The sequence below is a fragment of the Sphaerimonospora sp. CA-214678 genome, assembly GCF_050942215.1.
Lineage (GTDB): Bacteria > Actinomycetota > Actinomycetes > Streptosporangiales > Streptosporangiaceae > Sphaerimonospora.
The window spans coordinates 3396559-3416687 of the sequence record NZ_CP192056.1 but is presented as its reverse complement, the minus strand read 5'-3'; the positions used below and the strand labels follow the sequence as shown (position 1 = coordinate 3416687).

The 20129-nt window shown below is 69.5% G+C and carries 14 protein-coding genes; 10 read left to right on the top strand and 4 right to left on the bottom strand.

Annotated features, from left to right (window positions below; translation table 11 throughout):
• Window positions 1-41 precede the first annotated feature (41 nt).
• Window positions 42-527, top strand: coding sequence for an inorganic diphosphatase (locus tag ACQP1K_RS15365; RefSeq protein ID WP_433496375.1), 486 nt, complete (start codon window positions 42-44; stop codon window positions 525-527).
• Window positions 528-530: 3 nt separating this feature from the next.
• On the opposite strand, the gene ACQP1K_RS15360 is transcribed toward ACQP1K_RS15365, so the two are convergent.
• From ACQP1K_RS15360 to ACQP1K_RS15350, 3 genes are read right to left on the bottom strand one after another with little or no spacing between them, the layout of a single operon-like run.
• A complete protein-coding gene (locus ACQP1K_RS15360) occupies window positions 531-1421 on the bottom strand; it encodes a carbohydrate ABC transporter permease (RefSeq protein ID WP_433496374.1) in 891 nt (296 codons plus the stop codon).
• 2 nt (window positions 1422-1423) lie between these two features.
• A complete protein-coding gene (locus tag ACQP1K_RS15355) occupies window positions 1424-2350 on the bottom strand; it encodes a carbohydrate ABC transporter permease (protein WP_433496373.1) in 927 nt (308 codons plus the stop codon).
• The gene (locus tag ACQP1K_RS15350; protein ID WP_433496372.1) at window positions 2347-3648 is read right to left on the bottom strand and encodes an extracellular solute-binding protein; all 1302 of its coding nucleotides are present in this window, start codon (window positions 3646-3648) and stop codon (window positions 2347-2349) included. Before ACQP1K_RS15350 ends, ACQP1K_RS15355 begins: the two co-directional genes overlap by 4 nt.
• A 407-nt stretch (window positions 3649-4055) precedes the next feature.
• Here ACQP1K_RS15350 and ACQP1K_RS15345 point away from each other — a divergent pair, with 407 nt between their 5' ends.
• The 9 genes from ACQP1K_RS15345 to ACQP1K_RS15305 all read left to right on the top strand — a co-directional run bounded on the left by ACQP1K_RS15345 (window position 4056) and on the right by ACQP1K_RS15305 (window position 18901).
• Window positions 4056-6464 (top strand): glycoside hydrolase family 3 N-terminal domain-containing protein, encoded by a 2409-nt coding sequence (locus tag ACQP1K_RS15345; RefSeq protein ID WP_433496371.1) that lies wholly within the window; start codon window positions 4056-4058, stop codon window positions 6462-6464.
• A gap of 736 nt (window positions 6465-7200) precedes the next feature.
• Window positions 7201-8193: an ABC transporter permease gene (locus ACQP1K_RS15340; protein WP_433496370.1), complete on the top strand. Its 993-nt coding sequence runs from the start codon at window positions 7201-7203 to the stop codon at window positions 8191-8193.
• Window positions 8190-9062, top strand: a complete 873-nt coding sequence (locus ACQP1K_RS15335; RefSeq protein WP_433496369.1) for a carbohydrate ABC transporter permease — start codon at window positions 8190-8192, stop codon at window positions 9060-9062. Before ACQP1K_RS15340 ends, ACQP1K_RS15335 begins: the two co-directional genes overlap by 4 nt.
• Before the next feature lie 54 nt (window positions 9063-9116).
• The gene (locus ACQP1K_RS15330) at window positions 9117-10787 is read left to right on the top strand and encodes an ABC transporter substrate-binding protein (protein WP_433496368.1); all 1671 of its coding nucleotides are present in this window, start codon (window positions 9117-9119) and stop codon (window positions 10785-10787) included.
• Between the two features lie 69 nt (window positions 10788-10856).
• Entirely contained in the window at window positions 10857-12407 is a 1551-nt protein-coding gene (locus ACQP1K_RS15325; RefSeq protein ID WP_433496367.1) for a GH39 family glycosyl hydrolase, read from the top strand.
• A complete protein-coding gene (locus ACQP1K_RS15320) occupies window positions 12404-13129 on the top strand; it encodes a DUF624 domain-containing protein (RefSeq protein ID WP_433496366.1) in 726 nt (241 codons plus the stop codon). The genes ACQP1K_RS15325 and ACQP1K_RS15320 overlap by 4 nt, the downstream gene beginning before the upstream one ends.
• A 263-nt stretch (window positions 13130-13392) precedes the next feature.
• Window positions 13393-15468: an alpha-glucuronidase gene (locus ACQP1K_RS15315; RefSeq protein WP_433496365.1), complete on the top strand. Its 2076-nt coding sequence runs from the start codon at window positions 13393-13395 to the stop codon at window positions 15466-15468.
• Window positions 15469-15525: 57 nt separating this feature from the next.
• A complete protein-coding gene (locus tag ACQP1K_RS15310; RefSeq protein WP_433496364.1) occupies window positions 15526-17547 on the top strand; it encodes a beta-galactosidase in 2022 nt (673 codons plus the stop codon).
• A gap of 217 nt (window positions 17548-17764) precedes the next feature.
• The gene (locus ACQP1K_RS15305; protein ID WP_433496363.1) at window positions 17765-18901 is read left to right on the top strand and encodes a lytic polysaccharide monooxygenase auxiliary activity family 9 protein; all 1137 of its coding nucleotides are present in this window, start codon (window positions 17765-17767) and stop codon (window positions 18899-18901) included.
• 234 nt (window positions 18902-19135) lie between these two features.
• On the opposite strand, the gene ACQP1K_RS15300 is transcribed toward ACQP1K_RS15305, so the two are convergent.
• Complete coding sequence (locus ACQP1K_RS15300; RefSeq protein ID WP_433496362.1) at window positions 19136-20014, bottom strand: enoyl-CoA hydratase/isomerase family protein; 879 nt, start codon at window positions 20012-20014, stop codon at window positions 19136-19138.
• Window positions 20015-20129: the final 115 nt, after the last annotated feature.

Genomic DNA, 20129 nt, shown 5'->3' with positions numbered 1-20129 from the left:
CGTACGACGAGGGTCCCGCTCCTCGAGAGGGAGGGCTGTCCGTGCACTTCGACATGGTGGTGGAGACGCCGCGAGGGTCGCGCAACAAGTACGAAATGGATCCCGCGAGGCAGCGGATCCGCCTGGACAGGCTGCTGTTCACCGCCACCGCCTATCCGTACGACTACGGCTTCCTGCCGCACACGCTCGCCGAGGACGACGATCCGCTGGACGCGATGGTGCTGGGCGAGCTGCCGACCTTCCCCGGCTGCGTGATCGCCGTACGGCCGGTCGCCGTGTTCTGGATGCACGACGAGAAGGGCCCCGACGCGAAGATTCTTTGTGTGCCCGCCACCGACGATCGTTTCGCCCATATCCAGGACATCACCGACATCCAGCCGCATGTGCTGGACGAGATCGGCCACTTCTTCGAGGTCTACAAGGTCCTCGAACCGGGAAAGAGCGCCGACGCCCGTGGCTGGGAGCCACGGGCGAAGGCCGAGATCGTGGTGGAGGAGGCGCGGAGCCGGGTCGCTCAGACCTCCTGAGGGCTACTTGCCGAAACCGGCGGTCAGGCCGCTGAGCAGCTGACGCCTCCCGAGCCCGTAGAGGATCAGGATGGGCAGCGTGGTCAGCACGACCGAGGCGAGCACGGCCGGGACGTTCACGCTGTACTGCCCCTGGAAGGTCCACAGCGCCAGCGGCAGTGTGCGCTTGTCGGGGCTCTGGGTGAGGATCAGTGGCAGCAGGAATCCGTTCCAGATCGTCAGCGCGTTGTAGATCGTCACCGTCACCACGGCGGGCCGGGTGAGCGGGAAGGCCAGGCGCCACATGGTCGTCATCTCGCCCGCGCCGTCCAGCCGCATCGACTCGAACAGCTCCTTGGGCACATCGCGGATGAAGTTCGCCAGGACCAGCACCGACAGCGGGATCGCGAAGGCGATCGACGGCAGGATCAGCGCGGTCAGCGAGTCGTAGAGATTCAGCCGGATGATGATCAGGTAGATCGGGATGATGGTCGCCTGCAGGGGGATGGCCAGCCCCATGAGGAAGAGCGCGTTCACTCCGCGCAGGAAGCGACCGGTGCCGCCTCGGATGATCGCGTACGCCGCCATGAACGCGAACCCGACGGCCGGGACGACCGCGCCGACGGTGACGATGATGCTGTTGAGGAAGTACAGCGGGAAGTCGGACTCGACGACCAGCTGGTAGTTGGCCAGGGTCGGTTCGGTGGGCGGCACCATCGGGTTGGTCGCGTAGTAGTTGCCCTGCGACTTGAAGCTGGTGATCACGATCCAGTAGATCGGCACGATCACGACGGCCAGCCACAGCCAGCCCGCCAATCCGCCCGGCCAGTTGGGCAGCTCGCCGCGCGCGCGGTGCGGCCCCGGCGCGGGCTGAGCCGTCTTGCTCACCCGTTTCCCGGTGCGTGTCATGACCATGCTCAGGCCCCTTCCAGCTGGCTGGCGGCGGGGTCGCGGCCGCCGAGGCGGCGCAGCAGCAGCGCCAGGGCGAGGCCCACGAGGACGAGGATGACGGCGATCGCGCTGGCCGGGCCCATGAGGCCGGCCTTGAACGCGCGAATGTACATGTCCAGGGCGAGCACGCGGGTGGCGTCGCCGGGGCCGCCCTCGGTCAGCACGAAGATCAGGTCGAAGAAGGTCAGGGAGCCGACGACCATGAGTGTGGAGGACGTGATGATCGTGTACTTGAGCTGTGGCAGCGTGATGCTGAAGAACTTGCGTACCCGGCCGGCGCCGTCCAGCTCGGCCGCCTCGTACATGGCGCGCGGGATCTGCCGCACGCCGCCCTGGTAGATCAGCGAGTGGAACGGGATGAACTGCCAGGACACCACGAAGATCACGACGCTGAAGGCGAGGGCGGGCTCGCCGAGCCAGTCCTGCGCGAGCAGGTCGAGCTTCAGCCCGGCGCCGAGCCCGAAGTTGGGGTCGAGCAGCGCCTTGTAGGTGATGGCGATCGCGGCGGAGCTGAGCAGCAGCGGGATGAAGTACAGCACGGCCAGCACCGCGCGGTAGCGCTGGTGACCGGCGAGGAACACCCCGATCAGGATGCTGGCCGGCGTCTGGACCGCCCAGGAGACGGCCATGACCAGGAACGTCACCCAGAGCGCGTGCGGCAGCCCGGGGTCGGCGAGCACGGCGCTCCAGCTGGTGAACCCGGAGAAGTGGATGTCGCCGAGCCCGTCCCAGGACGTGAAGCTGAGGACCAGGACCCCGACGAGCGGGATCACTCCGAAGGCGACGAAGACCAGCAGAGCAGGCACGGCCAGCCACGGGAGGAGACCGCGGCGCGGCCCGCGCGCGGCGGGCGGCGGCGTCTCCTCCCGGGCGAAGGTCGCGGGTGAACTCACTTTCCGATGACCGCGTTCATGTTCGTGGCGAACTGCTCCGGCGAGATCGAGAGCTGGAACAGCTTGGCGATGTTGTCCAGCAGCACCTCGGCGGCCGTCGGGCTGAGCGCCTGGTCCCAGGACTGCTGGAACGACTTGGCGTTGCTGGCGATGCCGTAGATGAAGTTGAGGAAGTCGGCGTCCTTGGAGGAGGTGAACAGGCCGTCGGAGCCCTTGATGATCGGCACGCCGCCGGTCGCGACCCACGCCTTCTGTTCCTCGTCGTCGAGCACCCCGCTGGTGAAGAACTTCTTGGCGATCTCCTTCTGCTCGGGGGAGGCGTTCGCGGAGATCGACAGGTACTGGCCGGGGTTGCCCACGGTGTTGCTCGGGTCGCCGTTGCCGCCCTCGACCGGCGGGAAGTTCATGTAGCCGAGGTTACCGCCGGAGACGAAGTCGCCTCCCTCGTTGCCCTGGATGCCGTACGACCAGCTGCCGTGCAGCATCATCGCGGCCTTGTCGGTGTACAGCAGCGCCTGGTCGGCGTTGGAGTCGGCGGTGATCGAGGAGAAGCCCTTGATGAAGCCGTTCGCCTTGACGAGATCCTGGATCTTGGTCAGGGAGTCGATGGCGGCGGGGTTGGACCAGGCGTCCTTCTCGGCGTCGAACACGGCCTGGAACACCTCGGGGCCGGCGATGCGGTCGAAGAGGAACTCCAGCCACATCATGTTCGTCCAGCGCGACTGGCCGGCCAGGGCGAACGGCGCGATGCCCTGGGCGTTGAACTTGGGCACCAGGTCCATGATGTCGCCCCACGACTGCGGCGGCTGAGCGCCGATCTTGTCGAAGAGCCTCTTGTTGTAGTACAGGACGATCGGCTGCACGGTCTCGCACGGCATCGCGTAGATCTTGCCGTCGATCGTCGCCGCCCCGAAGGAGGAGGGGAACAGCCGGTCCTTCACGGCGGGGTTCTCGTCGAACCACGAGGTGAGGTCGTCGACCTGGCCGGCCTGCACGTACGTGCGCAGGCTTCCGCCGCCCCAGCCCCAGATGATGGTGGGCGCCTGGCCGGCGCCGAGCGAGGTCTTGATCTTCGTCTTGTACGCGTCGTTCTGGAAGGTCGTCGGCTCGATCTGGCCGTTGGGGTTGGCCAGGTTGAAGCGCTCAACGGCCCCGGTGCGCACACCCTCCTGCGGCTGGCCGGAGAGGTACCAGTAGGTGGCCTTCGTTCCGCCTCCGCCGCCGCCTCCGCCGCCCCCGCCCTGACCCGGGCCGGAGGTGCCGCAGGCCGCTAACGCGGCACCCAGGGGGAGGCCCATAGAGAGGCCGAGGAAGGTACGACGGGATGTAGTCCTGGACTCCACGCTTGATCTCCGTACGTCTATGTAGAGGCTGGCAGCGGCTCAAATGAAAGATCGATTACGGGGGCCGACAGTCGTGGATCGTACCTTCAGGGTCCCCGCCTACTCCTCCTCAGGTCAGCTCGTCGAAATATTTCGACACGCGCCGCGTGGCACGCAATCTAAGTTTCTCCCACTTTTCCTGTCAAGGGGATACTCGTCGGATCCCCGTGGACCTGTGTAAAGTACCCTCGCACGGTGTTCGTCTAATGATCGACGGGGGTCCACCTAGTGATCTCGCACAGGGCGGTTCTCGAGCGGGACTACCGCTACTATCGAAAATATTTCGAAAACTTTCGAGACCAGGTTCTTTGTGAGGAGAGCAGATGACGGCGCTAGATCGGACCCCCGCGGTCGGCCAGATCCACCGGCCGTGGCAGGACCCCGCGCTTCCCGTGGCCGACCGGGTCGACGCCCTCCTCGCGGAGATGAGCCTGGAGGAGAAGATCGGCCAGCTCGGCAGCCGGTGGGTCGGCAACGAGACGCATGCGGAAGACGCCGGGCAGTCCGGTGACGAGCCCGCCGACGCGCCGAACGTGGCCCCGATGCAGGACGTCTTCGCGGCCTCGGAGAGCGATTCGTTCGAGGAGGCGATCCGCGACGGGCTCGGCCACCTGACGCGGGTGTTCGGCAGTGCTCCGGTCACGACGGTCGAGGGCGCGGCCGAGGTGGTGCGATTGCAGCGCGAGGTGGTCAAGCACTCCAGGCTCGGCATCCCGGCGCTGGTCCACGAGGAGTGCCTGACCGGTTTCACCGCCTACGGCGCCACCGTCTACCCGGCCGCCATCGCCTGGGGCGCGACGTTCGACCCGGATCTGGTGGAGCGGATGTCCGTCGCCATCGGGCGTGACATGCGCGCCGTCGGCGTCCACCAGGGCCTGGCACCGGTGCTTGACGTGGTCCGCGACTACCGCTGGGGCCGGGTCGAGGAGACCATGGGCGAGGATCCGTACCTCGTCGCGACGCTCGGCGCGGCCTACGTGCGCGGACTGGAGAGCGCCGGCGTCATCGCCACGCTCAAGCACTTCGCCGGATATTCCGCGTCCAGGGCGGCGCGCAACCACGGCCCGGTGTCGATGGGCCGGCGCGAGCTGATGGACATGATCCTGCCGACGTTCGAGACCGCGATCGTCGAGGGCGGCGCGCGTTCTGTCATGAACTCCTACTCCGATGTGGACGGCGTCCCCGCGGCGGCCGATTCGTGGCTGCTGACCGACCTGCTGCGCGACGAGTGGGGATTCACCGGGACCGTCGTGTCGGACTACTGGGCGATCGCCTTCCTGGAGACGATGCACCGGGTCGCCGCGGACTCCGAGGAGGCCGGGGTGCAGGCGCTGACCGCCGGCATCGACGTCGAGCTGCCGGACACCCTCGGCTTCGGCCGGCACCTGGCCGAGCGGGTGCGGCGGGGCGAGCTGCCGGAGACGCTGATCGACCGGGCGGCGCGCCGTCTGCTCACCCAGAAGGTGCAGCTTGGCCTGCTCGACCCGGACTGGACGCCGGAGAAGTCGGTGGAGGGGGCGGAGGCCGTCGACCTGGACTCGCCGGACAACCGGGCGCTCGCCCGGGAACTGGCCGAGCGGTCGATCGTGCTGCTCGACGCCGGTACGGCGTTGCCGCTGCTGGGCGAGGGGCGGCAGGGGCCGCGCCGGGTGGCCGTGGTCGGGCCCTGCGCCGACGACCCGCGCACGTTCATGGGCTGCTACGCCTTCCCCAACCACGTGCTGCCGCGCCATCCCGGGCTGGGTCTCGGCGTCGAGGCGCCCAGCCTGCTCGACGCGCTGCGTGCCGAGCTGCCGGACACCGAGTTCGTCCACGAGCGAGGCTGCGATGTGCGGGACGGGGACCGCTCGGGCTTCGCCGCCGCGCTTGGGGCGGCTCGCGAGTCCGACCTGTGCGTCGCCGTCGTCGGCGACCTGGCCGGGCTGTTCGGGCAGGGCACCTCGGGGGAGGGTTGCGACGCCGAGGACCTGCGGCTGCCGGGAGTGCAGGAGGACCTGCTGCTCGAGCTGGCCGCCACCGGGACGCCGGTCGTGGTCGTCGTCGTGTCGGGCCGGCCGTACGCGCTGGCCGAGGTGCACGCCAGGGCCGCGGGCCTCGTCCAGGCGTTCATGCCGGGTGAGGAGGGCGGCGGGGCCATCGCCGGGGTCCTGTCCGGCCGGGTGCAGCCCACCGGAAAGCTTCCGGTGCAGATCCCGCGCGTCCCCGGCGGGCAGCCGGGCACCTACCTGCAGCCGCCGCTGGGCTCCGACGGCAACGGCATCAGCAGCCTCGACTCCACCCCGCTGTTCCCGTTCGGGTACGGCTCCTCCTACACCGCCTTCGAGATCGGCGACCTGCGGATCAGCGACGAGGAGGTGCCCACCGACGGCGAGTTCACCGTGTCCGTGCGGGTGCGCAACACCGGCGGCCGGGCGGGGGAGGAGGTCGTCCAGCTCTACCTGCACGACGTTCTCGCCCAGGTCACCAGGCCGACACGGCAGCTCGCCGGGTTCGCCAGGGTCCGGCTGGAGCCCGGCGCGAGCGCGCGGGTGACCTTCACCGTGCACGCCGACCGCACCGCCTTCACCGGCCGCGATCTGCGGCGCGTCGTCGAGCCCGGGGACGTCGAGGTGTTCGTCGGCACGTCGGCTTCGCATCAGCCGTGCCAGGGCGGCGTGCGGCTGACCGGCCCGCTGCGCCACGTCGGCCATGACCGCCGCCTGGTCACGCCCGCCGAGGTGACACCGGAATAGGAAGCACCGAAGCCGTCGCATGCGCCAGGACCCGGCCGGACTCGGCCCGGGTCCGGGCGTGAGCTGAGCCGGCCTCGGCGCGGAGAGCCCCGTGGCGGAGGCGGCTTTCCACGCGGGCCGCCTGGATCGGATCGCCGGGCCGTACGGCCGGGGCCCAGCCCGGTGGCCACGCTCGCGGCGTTCACCGCCGAAACGGCGGCGCCGTCTCCACACAGGATCCGGCGGCGCCGTCTCCACACGGTCGTGTCAGGGGGGCCATCACCATCCGGCACTGATCTCCCGCCGGCATGGGCGCTTCCGGTCCAAGCTTCCAGTCCAAGCTTCCGGTCCAAGGGGGTCTCGGCGCCCTCATCCCGGGGCGGGGACCACCGCGTCCGCCCGTCCCGCGGCCGTCGGCGTCCGAGCGTGTTCGCATGGAGCGCCGCCCACCGATCTGATCATGGACATCGCCGACCGCATTTGAAACGTTTCGGACAGCGATCCAGACGGGAAAGCCGAGCGATGTTCGGCTTCAATGGCGCAAACATCTAGGACTCTACCGGCGGAAAGGGGTTGACGTCCACCCTTGACGCGTCCCAACCGTACGCCTATATTTCCGCAAGATTAAACAAATCTAGCGAAAGTTTCGGCGCGCGCTGCGATGAGGCTTCCCGCCGCGGGATGAGGCCGTCATCGGCCGAAGGGATGGCATGAACGGCAAGCACCGAGCGGGACGGGCTCCGTGTCCGGTGAGAGCGTGAGCGCGGCCACGACGATCGACGAGTCACCGGGCGCCCCGCCTCCGGACGCGGGGAGATCCGCGCGCTCCGGCGGGAGGCGGCCCCCCGGCCGCACCTGGCGTCAGGCGCTGCGCCGCGACTGGCAGCTTTACTCGCTGGTCGTCCTCCCGCTGCTCTTCTTCTTGATTTTCCGCTACCTGCCGATGATCGGCAACGTGATCGCCTTCCGGAAGTTCGTACCGGGCGGCAGCGTGCTGGGCGAGGAGTGGGTGGGCCTGCGATATGTGCGGATGTTCCTGAACGATCCGACGTTCTGGCAGGTGTTCGGCAACACCTTGATCATCGGCGGGCTGACCCTGCTGTTCTGCTTCCCGACGCCGATCGTGCTCGCCCTGCTGATCAACGAGCTGCGCGGCCGGCGGGTCAAGCGGTTCGTCCAGTCCGTGTCGTACCTGCCGCATTTCCTGTCGATGGTGGTCGTGGCCGGGCTGGTCATGGAGTTGCTGTCGGTGGACGGACCGGTCAACCAGCTCCTGAGCGAGATGGGTGGCGATCCCATCCCGTTCCTGCAGGAGGCGGGATGGTTCCGGACGATCTACGTCTCCTCCGAGATGTGGCAGACCGTCGGCTGGGGGACCATCATCTACCTCGCCGCGCTCACCACCATCGACGAGCAGCTGTACGAGGCGGCCCGCATCGACGGCGCCGGCCGATGGCGGCAGATCTGGCACGTGACCCTCCCCGGCATCCGGCCGACCGCGGTCACGCTGCTGATCCTGAACATCGGCACGTTCATGGCGGTGGGCTTCGAGAAGATCCTGCTGCTCTACAACCCGCTGACGTACCCGACGGCCGACGTCATCTCGACGTACCTGTACCGGATGGGCATCGTCTCCAACAGCTTCAGCTACGCCGCGGCGATCGGGCTGTTCGAGGCCCTGATCGGCCTGACCCTGATCATGTCGGCGAACCTGATCTCCCGCCGCACCGTGGGGGCGAGCCTGTGGTGACCGTCGACAGGACCCGGGGCTACCAGCTCTTCCGGGTGATCAACACGATCGTCCTGACCGGCGTCCTGCTGGTCACCCTGTATCCGTTCGTCAACATCGTCGCGCGGTCGTTCAGCGACGAGTTCGCCATCCGCGCCGGCAAGGTCAACCTCTTCCCCGTCGGGTTCACCTTCCGGACGTACGAGTTCGTCGCCTCCGACCCGACCTTCTGGACGAACTACCGCAACACCGTGGTGTACACGGTCGTCGCGACGGCCATCGCGATGTTCATGACCACGTGCTACGCGTACGTCCTGTCGAAGAGTCACCTGAAGGGCCGCAAGATCCTGATCGGGATCGCGGTCTTCACCATGTTCTTCTCCGGCGGCCTCATCCCCAACTACATCCTGATCTCCAGCCTCGGCTTCACCGACAGCATCTGGTCCATCGTGCTGCCGAACGCGATCAGCGTGTTCAACCTCCTGGTGATGAAGGCGTTCTTCGAGGGCATGCCGACCGATCTGGAGGAGGCCGCCGCGATCGACGGGATGAACACCTACGGCATCCTGCTCCGCATCGTGCTGCCGCTGTCGAAGGCGGTCCTCGCGACGATGGTGCTGTTCTACGCGGTGTCGTTCTGGAACTCGTGGTTCGCCGCGTTCCTCTACATGAGCCAGTCCGACCTCTTCCCGGTCACCGTCTACCTGCGCAACCTCATCGCCGGGGCGACCACGGGGACGTCCGTCGGCGCCGACGCCACCGACCTGACCGTGGCCACCAACATCAAGTCCGTGACGATGGTGCTCACCGTCATCCCGATCCTGGTGGTCTACCCCTTCGTCCAGCGGTACTTCGTCAAGGGCGTCATGCTCGGCGCGGTCAAGGGATAGCCCCCGCCTGACCCGTTCGCGACCCAGCCATTTCCAGGGAAAGGACCCCCCTTCATGTATGAGATGAACCGGCGCCAGGCGATGGTCGCCATGGGAGCGTTTCTCGCCCTCGCCGCCTGCAGCACCACCGACGGCGGCTCCGGCGACTCCGGCGAAGCCGGGAAGAGCGACGACTTCGCGGCGAACCGGGACGGCGCGATGCCCGACTACGCCGCCGGCAAGCAGTTCACCGCCGCCGCGCCGCTGACGTTCGGCATCCTCTACAACAACCACCCGTTCTACCCGCTCAAGAAGGACTGGCTGTTCTGGTCGGAGCTCACCAAGCGGACCAACGTGACGCTGGAGCCGAACGTGGTGCCACTGAGCGACTACGAGAACAAGCGCAGCCTGCTGATCGGCGCGGGCGACGCCCCGGTGATCATCCCGAAGACCTACCCCGGCCAGGAGACCCCGTTCGTCGCCTCCGGCGCCATCCTGCCGGTCAGCGACTACATCGATCTGATGCCGAACTTCAAGGACAAGATCGCCAAGTGGAACCTGGAGCCCGACCTGGACACCCTCCGGCAGGCCGACGGACAGTTCTATCTGCTCCCCGGTCTGCACGAGGACTACTGGGTCGACTACTCCCTGGCGATCCGCGCCGACGTCCTCGACGAGCTCGGGCTGGAGATCCCGCAGACCCTGGACGACCTGCACAGCGTGCTGAAGGCGATGAAGGAGAAGTACCCCGACTCCTATCCCTTCTCCGACCGGTGGAGCATCCCCACGCCGGGCGGCGCCCTGCTGAACCAGATCCTCGGCCTCGCGTACGGCGCCCACGGCGGCTGGGGCTACCTGAACGGCGTGACGTGGGATCACACCGCGCAGAAGTTCGCCTACACCGGCGCGATGGAGCAGTACAAGCAGATGCTGCAGTTCCTCCACACGCTCGTGGAGGAGAAGCTGATGGACCCGGAGAGCTTCACCCAGCAGGACGACCAGGCGATCCAGAAGCTGGTGTCCGGTAAGTCGTTCGTGATCAGCACGAACGCGCAGACGCTGGTCAACGAGTACCGCCCGCCGCTGAAGAAGGCGAACCCGAAGGCGAAGCTGATCAAGATCCCGGTGCCCGTCGGGCCGCTCGGGCCGGTCAAGGCCGACGCCACCACCACCCGGCTGGAGAACGGCATCATGATCTCCAAGAAGGCCCGGGACAGCAAGAACTTCGTCGCGATGATGCAGTTCATCGACTGGCTCTGGTACTCCGACGAGGGCCAGGTGTTCGCCAAGTGGGGCATCGAGGGGACCACCTTCACCAAGGACGCCTCCGGCAAGTACCAGCTGGCCGAGGACGTCGACTTCGTCGGGCTCAACCCCGACGCGTCCAAGCATCTGCAGAAGGACTTCGGCTTCTCCAACGGCGTGTTCGCCTACGGCGGGACCACCGAGCTGCTCCAGTCGACGTTCTCCGAGGAGGAGATCGAGTTCCAGAAGGTGATGAACGCCAGGGAGGCGCTGCCGCCCGCGCCGCCGCGCCCGCTCACCGACGAGGAGCGCGAGCAGGCCTCGCTGTGGGAGACCCCGCTGAAGGACCACGCCACCCAGAACACGCTCAAGTTCATCCTGGGCAAGCGGAGCTTCGACGAGTGGGACGCCTACGTCCAGGAGCTCGAGGCGAAGAACATGTCGGCCTACATCAACCTGATGAACACCGCCCACGATCGGTACACGAAGGAGCACGGCTGATCGGCCCGGGCCGGCCACGCCTGTCCCGCGGCCGGCCCGTGCATCACCGACGATGACGGGTGAAGGACGATGACGCGCGACTCCGTTCCCGATGTGCCCTTTCATGAGACCCCGGGCCGGCTGCCGGACGCCTGGCGGTTCTGCGTCGGCACCGGTCGCTTCGATCTGGCGCTGCGCCGGGACTACCAGGAGTCGCTGGCGCTGGTCCAGCGGGAGATCGGCTTCCGGCACATCCGGGGACACGGGCTGCTGAGCGACGGGGTGGGCGTCCACCGGCCGTACGAGTACCGTGAGGAGCGGCACGTACGGCACGCGTTCACCTATGTGGACCAGGTGATCGACGCCTACCTCGACCTCGGGATCAAGCCGTTCCTCGAGCTGGGCTTCATGCCCTCCGGACTCGCCTCCGGCGAGCAGACCGTGTTCTGGTGGCGCGGCAACATCACCCCGCCCCGGTCCTGGCGGGAGTGGGCCGGGCTGGTGCGGGCCACGGTGACGCACCTGATCGACCGGTACGGCCTGGAGGAGGTGCGCACCTGGCCGATCGAGGTGTGGAACGAGCCCAACCTCGAGCAGTTCTGGCTGAACGCGGACCGGGACGCCTACCACCGCCTGTACGAGGTGACGGCGAACGCCGTCAAGGACGTCGACGCCGGGCTCCAGGTCGGCGGCCCGGCCATCTCGCCCGGCGCCGACGAGTGGATGGTGCGGTTCGCCGAGTTCGTCGCCGAGCGATCTCTGCCGATCGACTTCGTCAGCCGGCACGCCTACACCTCCGGCCCGGCCCAGCACGTGCCGTTCGGCGTGCACCAGACGCTGGAGCCGGCCTCGCGGCTGCTGGAGCAGTTCGCCACCCCCCGGCGGCAGCTCCGGGGCGGCCCGCTGGCGGATCTGCCCGTGCACATCACCGAGTTCAACTCCTCCTACCGGCCGGACAACCCCGTTCACGACACGGCCTTCCACGCCGCCTACCTCGCCCCGGTGCTGGCAGCGGGGGGAGACCTGGCCGACTCCTTCTCCTACTGGACCTTCTGCGACGTGTTCGAGGAGGCGGGGGTGCCGACCTCGCTGTTCCACGGCGGCTTCGGCCTGCTGACCCACCGGCAGATCAAAAAGCCTGCCTATCATCTGTACGCGTTCATGGCCCGGATGGGCGAGGAGATCCTCGCCCGCGGCCGGGACCACCTGGTCACCCGGGACTCCGCGGGCGGCACCGGCCGGGTCACCGTACTGGCCTGGGCGCCGGTCGACGTCACCGGAGGGCCGCCGGTCGACGGGCACGCCGTACGGCTGTCGGTGCCGATCTCGGGCGCCTCGGCGTTCGTGCTGCGCTCGTCGGTGAGCGAGGAGAAGGGCAACGCCTGGCGGGCGTGGTGCGAGATGGGCCGCCCGGCGTCCCCCCGGCCACGGCAGCTGGACGCTCTGCGTGAGGCGGCTGAGCCGGTCCGGAGCCACCGCGCGCTGCCGGTCGAGGACGGGCACGTCGATCTCCGCGTCACGCTCGACCGGCACGAGGTCACCCTGCTGGAGATCACACCGGTGGTGGACGAGACCCCGCCGTGGTGGGACGAGCGCCGGCTGCTCGGCACGGACGAGCCCGGCCGGGGAGGCGCCCGATGACCGAGACGACGATCGGGCGGTTCGGGGAGGGGCCGCTCTCGCGGGCCTCCGCGCTCGTCTACACCCTGCTGGTGGTCGAGATCCTGTTCCTGGCCACCACCGTGCCCGGCCTGGCCGGGCTCGTCCTGCTCGCGCGCGACGCCGCCAACGTCCCGCTGGCGGCGCTCTGCCTGCTCCCGGTCGCTCCGGCGCTGTCGGCCGCGCTGTACGCGGTGCACCGCCGCCGCCTGGATCTGACCGATCTCCATCCGGCGAGGGCGTTCTGGCGGGGCTACCGGATGAACTTCCGCGGCGTCGTGAAGATCTGGATCCCGCTGCTGGCCTGGCTGACCCTCCTGGGGTCGACGCTCGCGAACTTCGCCGCCGCCGGTGTGCCGGGATGGTGGGCGGTCCTGCTGGTCATCCTGGCGCTGGCGGCGACCCTCTGGGGCGCGAACGCACTCGTGATCACGTCGCTGTTCGAGTTCCGGTCGAGGGACGTCGGCCGCCTGGCGGCGTACTTCCTGCTCTGCTCGCCCCGGATCACACTGGGCAACGCCTGTCTCGTCATCGTGGCGGCCGGCGTCACGCTGGTCGTCACCGAGGCCGGGCTGGCGCTGCTGGCCTCGGTGTTCGTCTCGGCGCTGCTGCTGAACGGCCGCCCGATGGTCGCCGAGGTCACCGAGAGATTCATCCGACCCCCCGCGCCGTCACCCCCACCCGACCCCCCTCCCTCCCCGTGATCTTGCAGTTTCTCGCAGGCGTCCCTCCTGACCTGCGCAAATCAATTTCGTGATCTTGCAGTTTCTCGCAGGCGTACGGCCTGACCTGCACCTATGCGATTGCCGATCTTGCACTGTGCCACGAAGTGCAAGATCGCGGACAGTGTTTTCGCTGTTCAGGGGGTGGGTCTGCGAGAAAGTGCAAGATCACGAACACAAACTCCCTGGCCACGGCTTGAGATGCGAGTATTCGCAAGATCACGGGATTGGAGTTGAGGAGCCTCGTGACGATTCCTGATCGGACCGGTGCGGACACGACCGAGGTGCACGAGGCCTGGCTGCCGCCCGAGGCGTTCCGGGCGATCGGCTCGCGCCGTGTCCTCGTACGCGGCGAGGGCCCGCTCGTCGAGACCGTGCGCGAGGAGGTGGCCGGGGCCTGCGCCCGATACGGCGGCGCGCACGGCGGCGATCAGCACGCCCACGCCGGGCCGTACGATCTGGTGCTCGCGCTCACCACGGCGGAGCCGCTGCCGGGCGTCGCCGCCGAGGTGCTGGCGGAGCTGCGGCGGCTGCCGGACCCGACGATCGGCGAGCAGGGGTTCGCGCTCGCCCGCCGCGACGGCGTCACCGTCGCGCTCGCCGACGACCCGGCCGGGCTGCTCTACGGCCTGTTCCAGGTCGTACGGCTCGGCGAGGCGGCCTTCCGCGCCGGCCGCCCGGTCGAGCGTCACCGGCCCGCGATGCTCCGGCGCATGCTCGACCACTGGGACAACGTCGACGTGCATCCGGTGATGGGCCAGGTCGAACGCGGCTACGCGGGCGGCTCGATCTTCTGGCGGGACGGCGCGGCGCGCGGCGACCTGGCCCGGGTACGGGCCTACGCGCGGCTGCTGGCCGCCTGCGGGGTGAACGCGGTCGCGGTCAACAACGTGAACGTGCACGCCACCGAGGCGCACCTGCTGACCGACCGGCTCGGCGACGTCGCCGCGATCGCGGACGAGCTGCGGCCGTACGGGATCAGGGTCCACCTGTCGGTGAACTTCGCCGCGCCCGTCGTGCTCGGCGGCCTGCCGACCGCCGACCCGCTCGACGAGGGCGTACGCGCATGGTGGGCGGCGGCCACGGCGAAGGTCTACGCGACGATCCCCGATTTCGGCGGCTACGTGGTGAAGGCCGACTCCGAGGGACAGCCCGGCCCGTTCGCGTACGGACGCAGTCACGCCGACGGCGCGAACGCCCTCGCCGGCGCGCTGGCGCCGTACGGCGGGGTCGTCCACTGGCGTGCCTTCGTCTACGACCACCGGCAGGACTGGCGCGACCGGTCGACCGACCGGGCCCGCGCGGCGCACGACCACTTCGCCCCGCTCGACGGCCGGTTCGGCGACAACGTGATCCTGCAGGTGAAGCACGGGCCGATGGACTTCCAGGTGCGCGAGCCGGTGTCGCCGGTGATCGCGGCCATGCCGGCCACCCGCCTGGCGGCGGAGCTGCAGGTGACCCAGGAGTACACCGGCCAGCAGCGGCACGTGTGCTACCTCGCCCCGATGTGGCGTGAGGTGCTCGGGTTCCGGCCGTGGGGGCCGGACGGGCCCGCCGTGGCCGACGTCGTCGGCGGCGGTGGCGGCCTGGTCGGGGTCTCCAACGCCGGCGACGACCCCTACTGGACCGGCCATCCGCTGGCGCAGGCCAACCTGTACGCCTTCGGCCGGCTCGCCTGGGCGCCGGGGCTGGACCCCGCCGCGATCCTCGACGAATGGATCGACCTCACCTTCGCCCCGACGGCGACCGGGGAGGCCGAGCCGCTGCGGCGCACCCTGCACGCGATGATGGACGACTCCTGGCGCACCTATGAGCGGTACACCGCGCCGCTCGGCGTCGGATTCATGGTCCGCCCGGGGCACCACTACGGCCCCGACGTGGACGGCTACGAGTACACGCCGTGGGGTACCTACCACTTCGCCGACCGCGACGGCGTCGGCGTCGACCGCACCCGTGCCACCGGAACCGGCTTCACCGGCCAGTACCCGCCGCCGTGGGCGGAGGTGTACGAGTCGCTCGACCGGTGCCCCGACGAGCTGCTGCTGTTCTTCCACCACGTCCCGTACGGGCATGTGCTGCACAGTGGCCTGACGGTCGTCCAGCACATCTATGACAGCCACTTCGCCGGTGTCGAGCAGGTGGAGCGGCTCCGGCGGCGCTGGGCCGACGCGGCCGACGCGGTCCCCCCGGCACTGCACGCCCGGGTGGCCGGGCTGCTCGACGAGCAACTGCGCTGCGCGCTGGAGTGGCGAGACCAGATCAACGCCTACTTCTTCCGCAAGTCGGGGGTGCCCGACGCCCGCGGCCGCCGCATTCCCTGAGGCCCCGCCGGGCCCACCTCGTCGAACCACGGGAGCGATCGAATGTCCGACCCTCGCATGTCCGGATTCAGGGACCGCCTCGGCGGCCTGGCCTTCGGCGGCGACTACAACCCCGAGCAGTGGGATCCCGCCGTGTGGCGTGAGGACGTCCGCCTGATGCGCGAGGCGGGGGTGAACCTGGTCTCGCTCGGCGTCTTCGCGTGGGCCTCGCTCGAACCCGAGCCCGGCAGGTACGACTTCGGCTGGATGGACGAGGTCATGGACCTCCTCCACGAGAACGGCATCGCGGTCGACCTGGCCACCCCCACCGCGGCGCCGCCCGCCTGGCTGACCCACCTGCATCCCGAGGTCTTCCCGGTCATGGCCGACGGCGAGCGGTTCGGCTTCGGCAACCGCCTGCACTACGACCCCTCGTCCCCGATCTACCGGGAGTACGCGGCGAACATCACCACCAGGCTCGCCGAGCGCTACTCCTTCCACCCCGCGCTGGCGATGTGGCACATCGGCAACGAGTACGGACCCACGGCCTACAACGAGGCTGCCTCGGCGAACTTCCGGCGCTGGCTCCGGCGCAGGTACGGCGATCTCGCCACGCTCAACGACGCCTGGACCACCCGGTTCTGGGGGCAGATCTACACGGACTGGGACCAGGTCGAGGTGCCGAGCGTGCCGCGCACCTGGATGAACCCCAGCCGCATCCTCGACTTCAAGCGCTTCACCTCCGACGCGCTCCTGGAGTGCTTCGTCGCGGAACGCGACATCGTCCGTTCCTTCCGGGACGACATCCCGGTCGTGACCAACTTCATGCGCTTCTACCGGAACGCCGACTACTGGAGATGGGCCCCGGAGGAGGACGCGGTGGCCCTGGACATCTATCCCGACCCGGCCGAGCCGGACTCGCACGTGTCGGCGGCCTTCCAGTTCGACCTGTTCCGGTCGCTCAAGGGCGGCCGGCCGTGGCTGCTGATGGAGCAGGCGGCCGGCGCGGTCAGCCAGTGGCGGCTCAACGTGGTCAAGGAGCCCGGGCGGATGCGGCTCGGCTCGCTGCAGGCGGTGGCACGCGGCGCAGACTCCGTCATGTTCTTCCAGTGGCGGGCCTCGCGCGGCGGGCACGAACGCTTCCACTCGGCGATGCTGCCGCACTCCGGGCCCGGTTCGCGTACGTTCCGCGAGGTCGCCGGCCTCGGCCGGGAGGCCGGGCGGCTGGCTCCGGTGGCGGGGACGACAGCGCGCGCCGAGATCGCCGTACTGTTCGACTGGAACGGCTGGTGGGGGCTGGAGGAACTGTGGGGCCTGCCACGCAACGACTTCAGCTACCCCGGCACCGTCATGCGCCACTACACGCCGCTGTGGGAGCACCACTACGCCGTCGACGTCGTGCCGCCCCACGGCGACCTCTCGCGCTACAAGGTGCTGATCGTGCCCAACGCCTACCTCGTCGACGACGCGGGCGTGGCCGCCGTCACCGAGTTCGCCCGAGCGGGCGGCACCGTCGTCATGTCGTTCTTCTCGGGGGTCGTGGACGAGTGCAACCGGGTCCGCCCCGACGGCTACCCCGGCGCGTTCCGCCATCTCATCGGCGCGAAGATCGACGAGTACTGGCCGGCGCGTCCGGGGGAGGAGTTCGCCGTCGCGTTCGCCGACGGCCGTACGGCCACCGCCCACTGGTGGCGGGAGGACATCCACCTCGAAACCGGGACCGCGCAGGCGACCTATGCCGACGGGCTGCTGGCCGGCCGGGCCGCGATCGTCGAGAACGCCTTCGGTTCCGGCCGGGTCGTCTACCTCGCGACGCTGCTGGAACAGTCCGCCTTCGACGCCGTGCTGCTGGGGGAGGTGCGGGCCGCCGGCGTGGCGAACCGCTTCCCCGGCGTCCCCGCCTTCGTCGAATGCGCGGTGCGGGAGGACGAGCGGCATGAATACGTCTTCCTCCTCAACCACAGCGCCGATCAGGCCGCTGTCGTCCCGATGGACGGCCCGGGAACGGACCTGCTCACCGGCGCCCCGGCCGTCGCCGAGGTCACCCTGCCCCCGCTGGGAGCGGCGGTGATCCGGAGGACGGCGCCGTGCGGACGGTGAGGCGGACGAGGGAGGACCGGTCTCGTGAGACAGGAAGAAGTGAACGGTTCATTGGCCGGTGATCGTATCGCCAGGTAGGGGGAGCGTGATCGCCGGACTCCGGCGGACACTGTTGATCCTGACTGACGGTTGAGGGACGGTGAGAATTCCTGGCGGGAGGGCATCGGCCTCCCAGTCGACGTGCCAGGTCCCCTCATCCTGATCAAGGAGAAACGAAATGAGGTTACGTGCGCTCTGCCTTCCGCGGGGCCGCAGTTCCGGCGGGAACGGCTCGTCCGCTCGCCGGAGCCTGATCCGGCGGGTGCTGGTCGCGGCCGGGGCCGCGATCCTGTTCACCCCCCTGCTCGCCGCTCCCGCCTCGGCGCACGGCGCGGTCAGCGATCCGCCCGCCCGTCAGTACGGCTGCTACACCCGGTGGGCGAGCGACTGGCAGTCGCCGAGCATGGCCACCGAAGACCCGATGTGCTACCAGGCGTGGCAGGCCGATCCCAACGCGATGTGGAACTGGAACGGCCTGTTGCGCGACGGTGTCGGCGGCGACTACCAGACGGCCGTACCCGACGGGCAGCTGTGCAGCGGCGGCCTGACCTTCGACGGCCGGTACGCCGCGATGGACGAACCCGGCCCGTGGAAGACCGTGGACAAGCCCAGCCGGTTCACGCTCAACCTGCTGGACGGATCGTCGCACGGCGCCGACTTCATCCGCGTCTACGTCACCAAGCAGGGCTTCGACCCGACGACCCAGCGGCTGAAGTGGAGCGACCTGGAACTGGTCACCCAGACGGGCAAGATCCCCACCGGGGCCACGACGCCGGTCGAGGTCTACGCGCCCGGCCGCACCGGCCACCACATCGTCTTCACGCTCTGGCAGGCCAGTCACCTCGACCAGTCGTACTACTTCTGCAGCGACGTGAACTTCACCGGCGGCGGATCCACGCCGACCCCGACGCCCACCCCGACCCCGACGCCGACGCCGACGCCCACTCCGACTCCCACGCCCACTCCGACGCCGACTCCGACGCCCACCCCGACTCCCACGCCCAGCCCGACCCCCGACCCCTCCGGGATGTGCTCGGCCACCTACCGGGTCGTCTCGCAGTGGTCCGGCGGCTTCCAGGCCGAGGTGCGCGTGGCGGCCGGCGCTCAGCCGATCAGCGGCTGGACGGTGAAGTGGACCTTCGCCAACGGTGAGAGCGTCAGCTCGGCGTGGAACGCGACCGTGACCACGAGCGGATCCACGGTCAGCGCGCGCAACGCGGCCTACAACGGCTCCCTCGGCGCCGGCGCCGCGACCACCTTCGGATTCGTCGGGTCCGGAACCAGCGGGACGCCCACCCTCACCTGCTCCGCGTAGCCGTACGCCGCTCCGGCGCGACACCGCGCTGAATCCTCGCTGAGCCCGCCCGCCGCCGCAGGGTGGCGGGCGGGTGAGGCCGATGGCCACCGGCGTCCTGACCCGATCGATCCATCTCGCCGGCGGGGAAACGTGGACCGGGCACGTGCGCGGCCGGGGATCGCGAAGCCGGAACCCGGACCATCGACGGTGAGCCGCCAGATGCCCGATCAGGTATTCCTCGAGGGGAAATGGTCAGGCGTCGGAGGAGGCGGCATCCCCGGGAAGGACGGCGTCCCCCGGAGAGGCGGCGTTTCCTGGAAAGACGGTGTTTCCCGGAAAGACGGCGTTTCCTGGAAAGACCGGGGCGCGCTTGTCGAGGAAGGCGCGCACCCCTTCACGGCCGTCGGGCCGCGCCGCCGCCTCGCGGATCGCCAGGGCCTCCCGGCGCAGCGCGGTCTCCGGCGCCGGGGCGGCCACGCCGCGCAGCAGCCGCTTGACCGTGACCTGGGCGGCGTGCGGCCCGGCGACCAGCCGCGCCACGACCCGGTCCACCGCCGGGCCGAGCTCGTCGTCGTCGTGCACCTGTGCCACCAGCCCGGCCCGGTACGCGTCCTCCGCGGTCAGGACGGGGTTGAGCAGGGCCAGGTGCAGGGCCCGGTGCAGGCCGAGCGTCGCGGACAGCAGGCTGGTCCCGCCGTCGACGGTGAGCCCGACCTTGGTGTAGCCCAGGGTGAAACGGGCCGATCTGGCGGCGAGCACCAGATCGGCCGCGGCTGCGAGCGGGAAGCCGGCGCCCGCCGCCGTGCCGCGTACCACCGAGATCACCACCGCGTCCAGGTGCATCAGCTCGCTCACGATCCGGTGCAGCGCGTCGACGAGATCGTCGAGATACGCCGACATGTCGTCGGCGGCGCCGAAGGACGTGAGATCGCCGCCGACGCTGAAGAACCGGCCCTCGGCGGACAGCACGACGACCGGCGCCCGATCGGCCCTGGCCCGCTGGATCGCCTGCCACAGGGCGGCGGCCCCCGCATTGTCGAACGCGTTGCCGTGCTCGGCGTCGGCCAGCGTGATCCAGGCCGCGCCGTCGCGGAACTCGTACCTCACCAGGTCCTTGGCGCCCTCGGTCATGATCTCCCCTTCGCCGCCGATGTTTCAGGCTCCTGTCCTACCAGCCGATCCGGCTGATCACACGACCGGCCCCCACCCCCTCACCCCGGCGCGTGATCTTGCGAATTCTCGCAGG